This is a genomic window from Microcoleus sp. K4-B3 (assembly GCF_036704615.1).
Taxonomy (GTDB): domain Bacteria; phylum Cyanobacteriota; class Cyanobacteriia; order Cyanobacteriales; family Microcoleaceae; genus Microcoleus.
This window is the reverse complement of the sequence record NZ_JAUBSF010000027.1, coordinates 29,357-45,048: the sequence shown is the minus strand read 5'-3', so window position 1 is coordinate 45,048 and position 15,692 is coordinate 29,357. Positions and strand designations below refer to the sequence as shown.

The following is a 15,692-nucleotide window of genomic DNA, read 5'->3' as shown; positions in this document are numbered from 1 at the left end:
ACAAAGGAAGAGGAATTGGGCATTGGGCATTGGGCATTGGGCATTGGGCATTGGGCATTGGGCATAGTTTCTTTTTATTCCCTCTTCCCTCTTCCCTCTTCCCTCTTCCTTCTTCCCTCTTCCCTCTTCCTTCTTCCCTCTTCCTTCTTCCTTCTTCCTTCTTTACCTTTTTCCCCCAGTCCCCAACTCTGCCATCATCTCTTCAACTTGAGCGGATACCAAATTATCGGGATCATTTTGCAGCCTCGGCAACAATTCGACCAAAGCCCGCGGCGAGGCTATTTTCAAATAGGCTAACACTGCTTCGCGGACAAAACCCGTCGGGTGCTGCAGACAGACAAGAGTTTGTTGAGCGGTAAGGCTCCAGCGCGCTTCCCTCGCCAAGTGAAAGCAGCACGCCAAAGCCCAATCCGAAAGGAAGTGGCGCAATTCTAGCAAGCGACGCAAGCGATCGCTAGGGGCTAGAGGTTTGTAAACCATCAATTCGGAGAGATTGCTCAATTTTTCTCTTTCCGAGTGCTGATCCAACAAATTGATCAGCGATCGCTTCCTAGCTATATCCACAGTATTGTCGAGAATTTCCAATCCCCTAGCAACCAAAGAAGGTTGGCCGGAAGCGAGGTTGAAAGCAGCGGCTTGTACTGTGTCCAGCGGATAAAGAAACTTCATCAGCAAAAAACACCGCTCCTTAGCATCAGCTTCCAACCCCGCCAGAGCCCGCTGCAACAATTGAGCCGTATCGTTCCCAGGTGCTCCGGTGCTGTTGGCATCCCGATCGGAGAAATTGCCGTAGGTTGTTACCCCAGACAAATCTACTAGACCTGCATAAATTTGACCGATAAACATTAACTCCTGTTCGATGAGAGTTTCCAAGCCGCTGCGGCCGATGCGGTCTAGAGCGCCTTCTATCCCCGCTTCCGAAGGCATTTTCAACAGGATGCGGAGGATGTTGCGCCTGGTAGTTCCCCAAGCCGTCATCAAATTGCTGACCAAAATGTCTATCGCCTCCGGAGTCCCAATTTGACCCAGAGCCGTCCAAGCTTGCAACCTGACCAAATCCGACTTGTGGATGTCCTCAGCCAAATACACCAGCAAAGGAATCGCGTCGTTGTGAAGTTTGACTATAGCCTGCAAAGCTGCTTCCCGAGTCGATTTGTAACCGAGTCCGCGCAGCAGCGAAGGATAATATTCTTCCGAATGAGTAGACGAAATCACGTCTAACAGAGCGCAGCGCACTCGCAGAGATTCATCTTGCAACAGATTGGGGATGTGCAGGCGCAGTCCTTGCAAATAATCAGCTTCTCCCAGAGCCCGCGTCCCCATAACACGTTCCCGCTCTTGTTTGTGCGTCAGCATTTGGCGCAGCGTGTTAGTAGCCTCTGCCTTTTGCTGGCGATCGCCCCTTCTCATAATTAAAGCAGCCGCCGTACCCCGCACCACCGGATCGACGGTCGGCTGCAAGTAAGGCCGCAAGCTGTCAATATTCGGTTCAGCTTCCGTCAGCCAGATGTAGCGCAAAGCCAAGGCCAGCACCTCCGGCGGCAAGGATTGCTGCGATAGTGCGCGGACAGCTTGTAAATATGCGGGGTTCGGGTGTTGCAGCATCGTTTCCAAGCTCTGGCGCTGCAAACCTGGGGACAGCGAATCGAGGATGGGAGCCAGAACTTCTCCGACATTTTTGGGGTCAATTTGCGTCAGGAGTTCTATGCAAGAGCGCTTTTCATCTTCGCCCCCCGGCTTTTGTAGAGTTTCTACCACTGCGCGCTTGAGAGCTTTGAGGTCAACGTCTGTGACGCCCAAGCGCCCCCGCTCCGCACTTTTGACCAACAAACCCACGTATTGAGAGCGGATCAACCATACGACAAACACCCACAACAGTGCCAATATTACGATCGCGCCAATAAATATCAAGCTTTGCTGGTCGTGAAATGCCTTTTCGTCTTGGCGGGGGAGTATCTTGTCTGTCACCCACAGCATAATCAGGATGCCAACTCCTGTAACTCCGCAGGACAAAGGTTCGCCCACACCGTTGACCAGAGTTTGAATGCCCGATCGAATATTGTCAGGAATTGGTTGGAATAAAACCGGGCTAACGGTTTCCAGCAGCGTGTAGTGCAGCAGTTCGTCTAAAAATCTCAGCAATATCAGTCCGATGAACACAGATACTAGCTGGCCCAGGGATGCTCCTATGGTCAGCACCCCAAGTATCGCGATACCCGCGGGCAAAATCACCGCCGTCACGAATACACCGATTCTTTCTACCAAGCGACTGGATGCGAACCACTGAGTCGCCACTTGAAACAGGCCTTGTATGCCTTCGTAAATGCCCAGGAAGCTAGCGATCCAGCTAGCTCCGTCCCCCGGGTTTTGGTATTCTAGCTGGCTGTAGAATTGGAAATCTACCAGGACATAGAGGACTTCTGCGAGGACGAAGAAACTGACTAGAGGTACGGCGTATTTTTGCAGCGGGCCTGTAACTTTGCGAGCGGTAAATTCTTGTTGGTCGTCGTCTTCATCGTCATCTGTCCAATGAGCTGTTTCCGGAAATGCTTGATAGTATTTTTCCGTGAGGTAGTACAGCAACAGGGAGCCTGTCGCCACCATCAACCCCGATATGAGGGTAACGTTTTTTAGTCCGACTACGTGCAGCAAAACAGGCAGAGAAAACCCGCTGACTACTCCAGCCACTAGATAGCCGCTGCTGACTAGGGGATAGGTGCGCTTGATTTCTCTAATATTAAACAGTTGGTTGGAGGTGATGGAAGTGTTAAGGTCGTTCAGGACATAGCAAGCTTCCACCCACAGCCACATCAAAAAAATAGTAATAAAAGCAATGCTTATCCCAGCTATCTTAGTATTTTCGTAGCCGATGCCGAATCGAAACAAAAATAGCGGTACCGACATCATTCCCAGAACCACTACGACGGTGCGCCTTAGCGGCAGGATTTTTTGCAGCCACGAGTAGACAAATCCCAAGCCCGAACCGATAAAGGCGCTGGCTATGTAGATAAAAGGCATTTTGTCGGCACCGTACTCGTCTAGGAACAGACCTACCGTGCTCAGTTCCAGCCAGATCAGCCCGACGGAGGTTAGAGTGTAGACGAGGAACATCAGTACGGTTCGCTCTACTTCTTCCGATCGCAGGTTGAGCGAGCGCAGCACTTTTTGTCCTGCTCCCGCCCAAGCGCTGATTTGAAAATTTTCCATGCTTCTCGTGCGTTGATATCCCGATTTGTGGTAGCGTGTCACCGAGTTCCGGCATCCAGGAGAGCGATCGCCAGTCGGTCGATTTTAGATTTTAGATTTTAGATTTTAGATTTACTCCACAGACGAATCTGAAAGAGCGAACTAGGGTCGGAAATTTTTGGCCCTCCACGACAGGAGTCGGAAACTTCTATCCGTTTTTGGGCGGGGTCATTAGTCTCTTGTCACCAGTCTATTACTATTGACTGATGACTGATGACTAATGACTATCTATTTATACTTTCTTCGGCGACAGCAGCATCATCATACTGCGTCCTTCTTTTTTCGGGGCTTGCTGCACTTCTGCGATTTCCTGCAAATCTGTGGCCATGCGCTTGAGCAAGTCCTCTGCTAGGTTGCTGTGTTGGATTTCCCGACCTCTGAACATAATCGTGGCTTTTACTTTGTCCCCAGATTTGATAAAGCGGTCTGCTAGTTTGAGGCGCACTTGGTAGTCGTGTTCTTCAATTTTGTAGCGCATCTTCACTTCCTTCACGTCAGCAGTGTGCTGCTTCCGCTTTGCTTCTCGCGCTTTCTTTTCCTGCTCGAATTTGTACTTCCCATAGTCCATGACCCGGCATACGGGCGGGTCAGCTTTGTCGCTGACAAGTACGAGATCCAGTTCTTTTTCCTCTGCCAGGCGCAGCGCTTCTGCGGGCGTCAAGATCCCTAGTTGCGCGCCGTCGGTATCGATCACCCGGATTTTGGGGTATCGAATGTTTTCGTTGATCTGGGGTAGGTTGCGATTTTGTCTTCTTTCAATCACAGGCATGAATGGTTTTACAAGCAGTAGTTTAATAGCGAAGCTTCTTGATAGTTACAGGTTTGAACAGTCCATATTTCACTTGGACGATCGAACTGTTTTGTAAAGTGTTACCCTTACCGGACGTACTACCGCGCCCTGTGTCCCCTCCGCTAAAGCGTTGGGGAATATTTGGACGATCGTAAATGAATTCTTACAATACTTGCTATTCTACTCAGTCTGGCTGAGTTTCTGTCTAGTTTTATTTTAACTTCACACACGATCGCCCGCCCGCTTGCCCGATCGATCACAAAACAGCCAAAAATTCAAGGTAAAAGGTTAATGATGAGGTAAAACGGCTTTTTTACCCCATCTCGCCCGGTCTCGCCAGTCCCCCAAGTCGCCGGATTTGCCTTGTAGAATAGGTATAAGCAAGTGTAAATTTATGTTGCGAGCTGAGGCAAAATTGACAAATTCTCTGCTGTGGCACCAACGGGTGGGAACTCAACGAGACTGGGTGTGGCGGGGTTGGCAAACTCGCTACAGTTTTTTGCGGCCTGCTTTGGGGCGAAATCAAGGCGCGATCGAATCTAAAGATTCTGCGGCCGGGGGAATTGCCCCCCGCGCCTCGGGAACGCCGATTATTTTACTGCACGGGTTTGGAGCTTCGATCGGTCACTGGCGACAAAATCTCGCCCAACTCGCCGAAAACCAAACGGTTTACGCCTTGGATTTGTTGGGCTTTGGCGCTTCGCAAAAAGCTCCTATCGACTACTCTGTGTCTTTGTGGGTCGATCAAGTTTATGATTTTTGGCAGACTTTTATCAGAGAGCCGGTAGTCTTGGCAGGAAACTCGATCGGCTCGCTGATTTGTTTGGCCGCAGCGGCGGCTCACCCGGACATGGTGGCCGGCACGGTGATGATTAGCCTCCCAGACCCCTCTGTGCGAGCCGAGGCGGTGCCTGGATGGCTGCTCCCGGCGATCGAAGCTGTGGAAAGTTTGTTTGTTTCTCCGCTCTTGCTCAGGCCTTTGTTTTATTTTGCCCGCAAGCCTTCCTTTGTCCGCCGCTGGGTTGGCTTTGCCTACTCCAACCCCGAAGCTGTTACCGACGAATTAGTGGAAATTCTAGCAGGGCCTGCGGGCGATCGGGGAGCAGCCCGCGCCTTCTGCGCTTTATTTAAAGCTGTAGGCAGTTCACAATTTTGCCCCAGTGTCAAGACTGTAATGCGAAATTTAAGAATCCCGATGCTGTTAATTTGGGGCAAACAAGACCGGATGATTCCCCCTCGGTTTGCCCGGCCCCACCAATTTGTCGAATGCAATCCCAATTATGTAGAGCTAGTTGAATTAGATAATGCGGGCCACTGTCCCCAGGATGAATGCCCGGAACAAGTAAATCAAGCAATTTTGAACTGGATGAGCGGGAATTTTGCACCTATGGGCGAGAGCGAATTGCAGCGATGTTGATTAGACAGGGGGCGGTGCGTTCCTAATGGACAAAAATAACTTGCGAGTATCTATCCCGTTCAAAAATAAAGTGGTTAGAACTCGATCGCACTCGGTGGTATGGTATAGCAGATGTTGAAGGAAGAAGGAAGACCGAAGTTGCGATCGGCCTTTTATGTTTGAGCAATTAAGAACGTCCTAACCGTCAGGTGTGGTTGCTATATTACAAAACTTCCCTCACTGGAGAGTCAGTAGATTTGAGATTGACTTTAGGGCCTCTCATGGAGGCTTGAACGAACCTCAACAACCTTTTTGCTTGAGGCAAATCCTTTGGGAAAGCAAGTTTCCGTCTTTCTGTGAGGTCATTTATCTACTTTATTTTAGGGTCGCTTTTTTCATAAATTCAGAGATTGACACAATCGCCAAGATAGTGTATCTTCTCTAACTGGTAGTATATATATAAGCCATGCAGTTAGTCGAAAGGCAGATCGTCAAACTAAAAGACAGGTTTTATCCAGAAGCCGATCTATTGTTTTTGCTGTCCAAAAAACTTTACAACTGCGATAACTATATCTACCGTCAAAACTTTTTCCCCCCTCAACCAACCAAAGCTCTGGCTGTCCATCGTGCACTCAAAAAGAGTGTTAATGACAAAGCATTGCCCGCCAAAGTAAGACACAACACTCTCCGGTTACTGCTGACAGCATGGACTAGCTATCATAGTGTCACCTTGGCGGGCGTAGTCGCGATCGCCCAACGAAGTTTCAAGCAGCACCGAAAATCCCTGACTCTAAAAATTCAAGAAAAAAAGAGAGAAGGGGCGCTATGTAGTTGTACTTGACTGTCAAAGTCTCAGCAACAAGGCTTGTCCAAAAGGATATGCCAGTTGGTCTGGGACTAACTTTGGCTGCCCTCAAAAGTCGAATTAATCTTGGAAATCCGGATTGTTCCCGAGATAGGTTGTTAAGTTGTTGGGGTGCTTTATGAAAAGTTAAAATAAAACGCAAATGTAAAGCGGATTATAACCCTTGCCGTAACGAGCTTCGCCAATATTAAAGAGCTATGAAACCCCTCCCTGGAAGATCCGTAAAATTCTACCTTCTAACTTGTACCTTCTAGCTTCAAGAGACGCCTTGTTTCTTCTTCCTAAAATAAATACCTTCCCTTGTACCAGCAATCTTTCAGTCACCTTATAACCGATCGCCCCCAAGTATACGGGAAAGTTCAAAAATGCCAGATTCTGGCATTTCGGAGCCTGTTAACGCATAAAAAAGTCAATTTAGCCAACAACTGACGGCCTATCGCCCCCGGTCTGCTGGCGGCTAACTGCTGAAAGCCGATCGAACAAGCAGCGCCCTACCAGCTTTTGGCAGTAACGCAAACGAGGAAAAAACTGTCGTGAAATTCCACTGGCTACTACCGAGTTTCTTAAGTGTATTTTTGCTCGCCGGGGCCGCCGAAGCAGCTAGACTGCAATCTTGGCGGTTTGATGCTTCAGAGAACCGGCTCTACATTACAACAGACGGGGGAGTACAACCCAAGGCTCAACTGATTTTCAACCCGACGCGGTTGGTGATTGACTTACCGGGGACGAGTCTGGGCCGTCCGTCGGTCAGCAAACCGCTCTCAGGGGCGATCGAATCGGTGCGGGTAGGGCAGTTTGACAACGATACGACCAGAATTGTGGTCGAGATCAGAGACGGGTTTACTCTAGACCCCGAGCAAGTAAAATTCCGGGGGATTTCTGCGAGCGAGTGGACAGTGGATTTGCCAACGCCGGTGCGGGGAGGAGATAGAAACCCGATTTCAGAGCCTGGGGGAGAAAGGTTATCGGTTCAACCTTCAGCACCCCAAGCCCAGTCGGCCGAGGCGACTGTAGTTCAGAACGTTCAGGTGACGGCGGACGGTTTTTTAGTCGGCACTGCGGGCGGCAGCCCCCAAATTAATTTTCAACAAAGTCGGGCCGGGGACATCGCCACCCTCGATATTGAAGGAGCTACTTTAGCTCCGGGGCTGAGCAGCCAACAGCCTCAAACGAACGGCAAGCACGGGGTTGACAAGATTGAAGTGCGGCAACTGCCAACAGACCCGCCCGTTACCCGCGTGACTTTGCGGATGAAGAGTCCTAATACTGAGTGGCGGGCGTCTGTGAGCAATTTGGGCGGGGTTGTGCTATTGCCTGCAAGTGTAAGACAGCCCTCGGCTTCCCGTCGCCTGACTGTAGATCCTCCAGCCAGACAAGCTCAAGGAAATTTAGCGAGAGTTCAGTCAATTGATTTAGCTAGTAACGGCACGCAACTGGTGGTGAGAACTGACCGCCAAGTCTCCTATACCAGCGGGTGGGACCAAGGGTCGAGAGCTTACTGGATCAGGATCGCTTCTAGTTCTCTGGCGGGGCAAATTCCTCAGCTCGATGCCAACAGTCCTGTATCGTTTACTGCCAGCCAAGAAGATGCGGAGACTGTGGTGATCTGGGTGCAGCCGCGATCGGGGGTAGAGGTAGGCAGGGTGACGAGGCCGAGTCCGCAGTTGCTGTCTTTGCAGTTGCGATCGAATGCTAGCGCGCAGCAGCCTTTGACTCGCACTCCCAGCCCCCAGCCTTTGCCGAGAAGGACTTTCGGAACGGGCGATTTGCCGCAAGCTTCTAATCGCCGCGCCGTGGTAGCGATCGATCCGGGTCACGGTGGCCGCGATCCCGGGGCAGTCGGGATTCAAAGCATTCAGGAGAAGGAGATTGTTTTGGATATCTCGTTTCAGGTGGCGAGGCTGCTGGAACAGCAGGGGGTGCAGGCGGTGATGACTCGGACTGACGACAGCGAAATCGACCTAGAACCGAGAGTTTCTTTGGCAGAACGGGTGAATGCTACTTTGTTTGTCAGCATTCACGCTAATTCCATTAATATGAGTCGGCCGGATATTAGCGGGATTGAGACTTATTATTTCGAGAACGGGGAAGATTTGGCCCGGGTGATTCACGGCAGTATTTTGCAGGGGACGGGGGCGACTGACCGCCGGGTGCGGCAGGCGAGATTTTATGTTTTGAGGAAGACTTCTATGCCTTCTGTTTTGGTGGAGGTTGGTTTTGTGACCGGTGCTGAGGATGCTGCTAGGCTTTCTGACCCAGCTTACCGCAGTCAAATGGCGGCTTCGATCGCTCGCGGCATTTTGCTTTATCTTCAACAAAGATAATATATTGCCCGAGGGAGTGGTAATTGGTAATTGGTTACTTGTTATTTGTTATTGGTAGCAACTGACAACTGACCACTGCCAACGGACCAGTGCCTAGTGCCCAGTGACAAGTGACAACTGCCAACTGACTACTGACAACTAACAAATGACAACAGACTCTGGACAACAAAGAATCGGTATTTTTGACAGCGGCGTGGGCGGTTTGACTGTTTTGACCCAGTTGTACCGACAATTGCCCAACGAATCGATACTTTATTTTGGAGATACCGCGAGGCTGCCTTACGGTACTCGCACGCCGTCAGAAATTGTGGAGTTTGTCCGCGAAATTATGGCCTGGTTGGTGGAACAGGATGTGAAAATGGTGATTATGGCCTGCAACACCAGTTCTGCTTTGGCGATGGAGATGGTGCAGGCTGAATTTGATATCCCAGTGCTGGGAGTAATTCTGCCGGGGGCGCAGGCTGCGGTCCAGCAAGGCAAGCGGATCGGGGTCATCGCAACTCCTGCTACGGCTGCTAGCAATGCTTATCGAAATGCGATTTTGGAGATGGACGATTCTTGCCTGGTGTGGCAGGTTAGCTGTCCGGCTTTTGTGCCGCTGGTGGAACAAAACCGGATTTACGACCCTTACACTTGTGAGGTGGCTCGGGAATATTTGGCTCCTTTGATTCAGCAGCGCATTGATACGCTGATTTACGGCTGCACTCATTATCCGCTGTTGGCTCCTGTGCTGCGCTCGCTTTTGCCTGCTGGGGTGACGTCGATCGATCCTGCGGTGCGGGTGGTGGCTGCTGCTGCCAGAGAGTTGGAGCTTTTGGGGCTGCGGAATGCTGGTACTGCGCTGCCAACTCGTTTTTGCGTGAGCGGTCCTCCGCAGCAGTTTGCGGAGTTGTCGGTGCAGTGGCTCGGTTGTACTCCTGCTGTTGAGAAAATATCCCTGCCGACAGTTGTACGATCGCCCGTATCGCTGGAATCTGGCGAATAAGCCGGAAAATTTATAGGTTAATCTAACCCCCCAAAACTCAGGTAAACCTGGCTCTGGGGGGTTTAATTATTGCGATGTAACCTAGCAATTACACATCAATAGGTAATATTATTGAACAAAAGCTTTGATGAACAATGCAAATAATGTCCTATACGTGCTGGATCTCTTCAGCCTTGAACCATGTCACCCTATGTATCGCAAGCAGTTTTACTTGTAGACGGCTATAACATAATTGGACTTTGGCCTCGACTCCGAGAGAAGCGCGATCGCGACGAACTCGAAACAGCTCGCCGCGAGTTAATAGAGGTTTTAGTTAACTACAGCGCTGTACAAGATTTTGAGGCTCGACTGGTGTTTGACGCGCACTATCGAGATACTCCCAGCGTTAAAGAAATTATTACTAAAAATTTATCGGTGCACTACACTGACTTCGGTCAGACAGCAGATACTTATATTGAAAAATCTTGTGCAAGTTTGCGCTACGAGTTGCGATCGGTCAAAGGCAAAGGTCGCATGATTGTCGCCACCTCAGACCGAGCGCAGCAATTGACCGTAGTCGGCTACGGTGCCGAATGGATGTCCGCCGAACAACTAGCGGCTGATGTAGAATCCACCGCCCGCCGCAGCGAGCGCCAGCACAAATCCCGCAAACACAATTCCAGTCGCTTTCTAGCCAGTTCCCTCGATCCAGAATCCCAGCAGCGCCTCGCCAAGTTGAGAATGGGGCTGCATTAGCTGCGGAAACCCGCTTGCTGTATAACAAAAAAAAAGTTTATCAAAGGCCTTGCCAAATCGAGTAAGTTCAGCTATTGTTAGTAAATGTGGGTAACAAAAACCCCCAATCCTCGGTAGCTCAGTGGCAGAGCGGTCGGCTGTAATGAATGCAAGCCTTTGGAATCAACCAAAAGCTCTAGTGACATAGCAGCTCTACCCGGTAACGGGTACTGAAAAATCGGGTGAATTCAAGGAAACCGCAGCACTTCGGGTGGCGGCAATCTTGAGCCAAGTCTGGCGAAAGGCAGCGGTTACGATCGCAAGTAGCCGGAAAGGTGCAGAGACTAGAGATGAGGAGCCTAACCAATAAATCTCACAGCGCCCGACATCCCACTACAGATAACACATCTGATGTGTAGGGATGATGAAATAGTCCGCGCCCTTCGGAAACGTTGGGATAAGTGTAACCGATTGGTCGTAGGTTCAAATCCTACCCGGGGAGTTAGTAAAAGTCTGAAGTTGGAATTTTCCAGCTTCAGATTTTTTGTTTTTATTGTCCAAATTTTGAGAATAAAATTAGTCATTTTTTATACCCTGAGTCGCGAAATTAAAGTTGCGATCGCCAGTCGAATTTCCCCAAGCTACCAAAATTTTTAGTGTGACACTGTAGGGTGCGGAATGTGGGTTCGCACCCTACAAATACTGGTAGTGCCCTGAAGGAAAGGTTCAACATGATAAAACAAAACCGAATTCAAAAAAAAGTAGGCATTAGCGAGTTGTAAACTAGCATTATAATGATGCACAAAACTCCAAATTGCAGCAAGATGATTTTGCAATTTCTTAGAGAAGGATAAGCTCTTTCTCACCAACCCTTGATACTCGTTGTCGAATGGTGCAGTTAAATCGCTCGATCTAGCTGGTACAACCACTATCTTTGTCTACACTATAATGACGCTTACTGGGCAATACAGAATCATAAGCACTCCAATGGTCAGTATAAATTACAGCACATTGACGGTAAACAGGTGGCATGGAATTCCATAAGGCAAGAGCTGATACTGCGCTACGATCTCCAATATGTACACCAACAATTTCCCTAGTCTGGGCATCCAATGCAAGCCAGACCCACTGCTGATTGCCTTTATTGTCCACAAACGACCATAACTCATCCATCTGAACATTCAGGCGCTTTTTTGGCTTGTCACTCACCTCCACTTGCTTCTTAACAACAACAGCTCGGGCATTTACGTACCGCTGCACTGTATCTTCTGACACTTGTAATACCCGAGCAATTCCGGCCGCCGTGAAATACGTTCAAGTAGCATCCGCTGCATTAACTCATGTTGTTCTTTCTCCATAGCTTTCCACGCGGGATTTAGAACAAATTGACGACCACATTCTCGACATTTGTAGTTTTGTTTACCATGCCGAGTCTGACCGTTACGACTAACTTCTTCTGCTCCACAATTGGGGCAAGAATTAATTTCTACTGTCATATCACCTATGGCAAACACTTCTCTCTAATAGTAGCTTAAGTTTACTCTATCCTTTCCTTCATGGCACTACCCAAATACTAAACATCGCGTTCTGTCCGCACCCATTTGGTTTGCCGCTTCAGGATAAAACCCAGATACAAAGGGATTTTCCAAAGGATGTAAAAAGGTACAGATAAAAGAGTTAATCCAGAAATATAGGCACGCCCGAATTTTGCCCAAGCGCCAACAATTGAAAATAAAATCAGCAGTCCTTGTACTGCTAAAAAGACGGCGGGAATCGGGGATGTTCCCAAGGTTGCTGCTAGTAAGGAGGTGGCAAAAGCTGCTAGCCAGATAGCTACTAACAGCGAAAGGGGAGGGACGGATAAGTCAAGGGCGATCGCCAATAAGTCAAAACGTTTTTGCTGGACAGAAGCTGCTGTCAGCCGGGGAGTTTGAGTTAACAATGTCTGTATGTGACCGTGTTCCCACCTGGTTCTTTGACTTTTAGCTGCTTGCTGCTGCTGTGGCAAACACCCGGTGACGTTTGCTTCGGGGCAGAATACTGTTGGGTGTCCGGCGATGGCCAAATCCAAACTCATCTGCATATCTTCAACAATATTGCTGCTTGCTAGGGAAACCGATCGAATTATCGACCAGGGAAAAGCCATGCCAGTACCTGTTAGCAATGATGGGAATCCTAACTGTTTTAATCCGCTGGGACGGACTAAGTTTTTCACGAGAAAGGCTAAAGCAGAAATTGAATCTTTCGGAGTAGGATTGGGCGGCTGTTCCATTAAATAAGTCGCTTGCACTGGTCTTTGTTCGGCAACTGCAACCCGGGCTAATTTTTCTATAGAGTCTGGCTGACAGATGCAGTCTGCGTCAACCATGATGACTACTTCGGGGGGGTCTGATTCGATCGACCGCAAGCCGAAATCCAGTGCGTATCCTTTGCCCTTGCGTTGTGTGTCTTGGCGCTCGATCGCACTTGCACCGCAGTTACGGGCGATTTCTGCCGTGGCGTCGGTGCAGTTGTCAGCAATCACTAACAAGCGGTCTTGAGGTGTTAGCTGCGGCAATATGGTGGAGATGGTGGCGGCAATTCCTGCTGCTTCGTTGTAGGCGGGAATTAAAACTGCTACTTTGGGGCGGGGCGCTTTAGTTTCCGCTGTGGGGCGAAAGCCGGACAAGAAAGCTGCACTGCATTCTAGAAATAGAACTGCAACGGGAATTAGAAGGATCAGGGCGATCGCCAATAGCACAACATCAATCAATAAAAACAGTAGCTGATTAATTTCCACAATTCTAGTACCTTAATTTTATTTTATTTGTTGCGTTCATTGAGTTCATTTAATCTAATTGCATCTTTTTTAACTCAGTGCACAACGCTATCTAAAGTATCATCATATCATTCCCGGAAAAAATGACCGTTATAACGTTTGTAGTGATGACTTAACTCCTCATAAAACTACTAGGACTGGCGTCTTCACTACAAATTAATTTAATTGCTGTTGTGCGAGCGTAAATAATATCATATCATGTCGATTCTGAAAATGGTAAGTAGATCAATTTAAATAAACCTTAAACACGCCTAGAAACCAGGTTTCTCAAAGAAACCAGGTTTCTGGGTGTTCTGTTTGTAATCAACTAAAAACTTAGTCGATTTTTAGCTCATTCACTCCCTGTGGGTTGCGAGCCAGGAAGCAATTTCCCAACTCAACTATTTTCAAGCTACGCTGCATCGCGGACAGCAACAGGTTGAGATTTTTTGGTGCTGAAATGTGCGGGGGGTACCAATTCTCTGAGATATCTCGACACCGATCGCAAATATCCCACTTCTGGTTGAATAGAATCCAGCGTAGAAAGACTCTTCACTAAGTCATCAAATTCATCAGCAGTAACTCCAGCACTGTTCAGGACTTCTTGGTTAAGCCGCCCGTATATTCCTTGCAGGAGGAGTTCGATAATCTCGCTGTAGTCAGCGATTTCCGTTCCGTAACCTTGCAATTTCTTCGGATGTATCCCCCACTGCAAAATCTTCAACAAGTCTTCGGGGGAACTCCACGCAAAAGAGGAAGCAATCACTTCTTTTTCTGCTGCGACAAGAGCGTGCTTGATTTGCACTTCCGGGAAATCAGGATCGCCGATTAAGCTTTCCAGCTTCGACACTTGTTTATCTAACACGCGCAAAGAAAAAGGAGCTAATTCTACACTCACCATGTCGCCAGCATCGTCAATCCTTCTAAAAGGATCTTCCAAAACATTAATTAGGAGGTGAATGTCTGTAGGCTTTTTCCAGTCAAACTGTCCAAGGAAAAACGGTTCTTCATATCCCGGCAAAAGTCCTTGAAAATAAATCGGCAGATTTTTGCCTGATTCAAGAATTTTATAAAGAGCTACTTCCAAGGTTTCTGTCGGCCACCCGAGATTACTCACAGCGACAAATTTCAGTTTTCCGGGAACGGATACAACCAGCGAATTCAGCAATAAATGTACGGCTTCGACAAGATTTTGAGCGGTTACGTAGCGGTGGGGAGCGTGAACGTTGACAGTTTTACCTTGCTGTACTTTTTTGGACATTTGCTCGCAAAACAAGCTATTTTCCAACATATGAGTAAAGCGAACCATCCCGTAAGTGACATCTCCTTCTTGAGCTGCTTTGGCAAATTGCCATTCGGCAAACTTTTTGGAGGCGGCGTAAACTTCGGTTGTAAAATATCGAGATGTTTTGCCTGTGGAAGAGAAGATGCAGTGTTCTACGCCGTATTCTTCGCACAGTTGGATGATGTGTTTACATCCTAACAGGCTGGTTGTAACTGTTTCTCGGATTTTGATTTCAGCTAGTCCGGGTTGGCGTTGGGCTGCTAGGTGAAAAACAATTTCTGGTTTTTCTACCTCAAATATGTGTTTGAGCGCCTCCAAGTTGCGAATGTCGGCGGCATAGAAAGTTACAGCACCTTCTCTGTTAAAAAGCGGGAGATTTTCTTCGGGGTTTTGACATCGGGCGTTGTCTGCGGAAATGATTTTAGTTGCGCCTAGTTTGAGAAGTTTTTCGATTAAGAAACTGCCGACACATCCTTCTCCACCAGTAATGAGGATGGTTTTTCCTTTTATTTTGCTACTGACTGCGGATGCGTATAGGTGAATTGTGCGATCGCGCACGTCGCTAAAAGGCTCGTTTTCTAATTGTCCGTCGGCTTGATAAGCCGAGATTAGCTGTGCGGTGAGAGTTTGTAAGGCCGCTAGGATTTCAGGATCTTGCGGTTCCGGGGAACCCGGGGGAACTAGTTGCTGGATGCGATCGATTATTTCTGCTTTGCTGGCACCTTCAAACACTTCTGAGGGGTTAAATGCACTCTTCACTTTTTGGGCTCCTTTAAACTCTAGAAATACGGTTGGTGATAAACGAGTTGTTAAACAGATTTTCGAGGGACAGAATCTTTAAAAGCCTGCCTAGATTTAGGATTTTTTAGACTGAAAGCTACTTAATCGGAAAAACACGCGATAGGCTCTGCTACTAATTGCTTGTATTAAGCCTACTTGTAGTTTTATTAAGCGCTTTTTTAACCTGCTTATTTTTGCGATCGGCCAAGTCCGAACGTTCTCTGTCCAAAATTTGTCACTACAACTATAAACTTAAATTACTGAGTGTTGGCAATACTCCGAACAGATCTTTACTATTTCTTTGTAATCACCTGCGAGTTTTCACGCAATTTTAAAGTTTATGTAAAGTTGCGCCGACATTAAAAAAACTTAACAATATATTTGACATTGATTCAATCAAATTTGACTACTGAAGTAAAATTTAAGTAAAAAGTATTTCTGGCTACTAAATATAGTTAAAATTCAACTAAAGATACTCACAACAGCGCCCGATATTTCGCTCCACTGAAA

General features: G+C 48.1%; 9 protein-coding genes and 1 pseudogene. 5 read left to right on the top strand and 5 right to left on the bottom strand.

Going from position 1 to position 15,692, the window contains the following annotated elements; all coding sequences use genetic code 11:
- Window positions 1–162 precede the first annotated feature (162 nt).
- Complete coding sequence (locus QUA78_RS14265) at window positions 163–3,207, bottom strand: HEAT repeat domain-containing protein (RefSeq protein WP_333301368.1); 3,045 nt, start codon at window positions 3,205–3,207, stop codon at window positions 163–165.
- 271 nt (window positions 3,208–3,478) lie between these two features.
- Complete coding sequence (gene infC, locus QUA78_RS14260) at window positions 3,479–4,015, bottom strand: translation initiation factor IF-3 (protein WP_006635262.1); 537 nt, start codon at window positions 4,013–4,015, stop codon at window positions 3,479–3,481.
- A 415-nt stretch (window positions 4,016–4,430) separates the two neighbouring features.
- Between infC and QUA78_RS14255 the strand changes: the two genes are divergently transcribed.
- From QUA78_RS14255 to QUA78_RS14235, 5 genes are all read left to right on the top strand, one after another.
- Window positions 4,431–5,453: an alpha/beta fold hydrolase gene (locus QUA78_RS14255; protein WP_333301366.1), complete on the top strand. Its 1,023-nt coding sequence runs from the start codon at window positions 4,431–4,433 to the stop codon at window positions 5,451–5,453.
- A 445-nt stretch (window positions 5,454–5,898) separates the two neighbouring features.
- A complete protein-coding gene (locus tag QUA78_RS14250; RefSeq protein WP_333301365.1) occupies window positions 5,899–6,273 on the top strand; it encodes a hypothetical protein in 375 nt (124 codons plus the stop codon).
- Between the two features lie 557 nt (window positions 6,274–6,830).
- Complete coding sequence (locus tag QUA78_RS14245; protein WP_333301363.1) at window positions 6,831–8,621, top strand: N-acetylmuramoyl-L-alanine amidase; 1,791 nt, start codon at window positions 6,831–6,833, stop codon at window positions 8,619–8,621.
- A 145-nt stretch (window positions 8,622–8,766) separates the two neighbouring features.
- Window positions 8,767–9,606: a glutamate racemase gene (gene murI / locus QUA78_RS14240; RefSeq protein ID WP_333301361.1), complete on the top strand. Its 840-nt coding sequence runs from the start codon at window positions 8,767–8,769 to the stop codon at window positions 9,604–9,606.
- A 180-nt stretch (window positions 9,607–9,786) separates the two neighbouring features.
- On the top strand, window positions 9,787–10,341 hold the full coding sequence (locus tag QUA78_RS14235; protein ID WP_333187949.1) for an NYN domain-containing protein: 555 nt from the start codon (window positions 9,787–9,789) through the stop codon (window positions 10,339–10,341).
- Window positions 10,342–11,099: 758 nt separating this feature from the next.
- Here the strand turns inward: QUA78_RS14235 and QUA78_RS14230 are convergent.
- The 3 genes and pseudogenes from QUA78_RS14230 to QUA78_RS14220 form a co-directional block, all read right to left on the bottom strand.
- A pseudogene (locus QUA78_RS14230) lies at window positions 11,100–11,816 on the bottom strand (IS1 family transposase); the annotation flags it as partial.
- Between the two features lie 77 nt (window positions 11,817–11,893).
- On the bottom strand, window positions 11,894–13,099 hold the full coding sequence (locus tag QUA78_RS14225; protein ID WP_333301359.1) for a glycosyltransferase: 1,206 nt from the start codon (window positions 13,097–13,099) through the stop codon (window positions 11,894–11,896).
- Between the two features lie 430 nt (window positions 13,100–13,529).
- A complete protein-coding gene (locus QUA78_RS14220) occupies window positions 13,530–15,161 on the bottom strand; it encodes a polysaccharide biosynthesis protein (RefSeq protein WP_333301357.1) in 1,632 nt (543 codons plus the stop codon).
- Window positions 15,162–15,692: the final 531 nt, after the last annotated feature.

Excerpts from the sequence above, each read along its gene's own strand:
- QUA78_RS14265 (WP_333301368.1), bottom strand. The coding sequence starts at position 3,207 with ATGGAAAATTTTCAAATCAGCGCTTGGGCGGGAGCAGGACAAAAAGTG.
- infC (WP_006635262.1), bottom strand. The coding sequence starts at position 4,015 with ATGCCTGTGATTGAAAGAAGACAAAATCGCAACCTACCCCAGATCAAC.
- QUA78_RS14255 (WP_333301366.1), top strand. The coding sequence starts at position 4,431 with ATGTTGCGAGCTGAGGCAAAATTGACAAATTCTCTGCTGTGGCACCAA.
- QUA78_RS14250 (WP_333301365.1), top strand. The coding sequence starts at position 5,899 with ATGCAGTTAGTCGAAAGGCAGATCGTCAAACTAAAAGACAGGTTTTAT.
- murI (WP_333301361.1), top strand. The coding sequence starts at position 8,767 with ATGACAACAGACTCTGGACAACAAAGAATCGGTATTTTTGACAGCGGC.
- QUA78_RS14235 (WP_333187949.1), top strand. The coding sequence starts at position 9,787 with ATGTCACCCTATGTATCGCAAGCAGTTTTACTTGTAGACGGCTATAAC.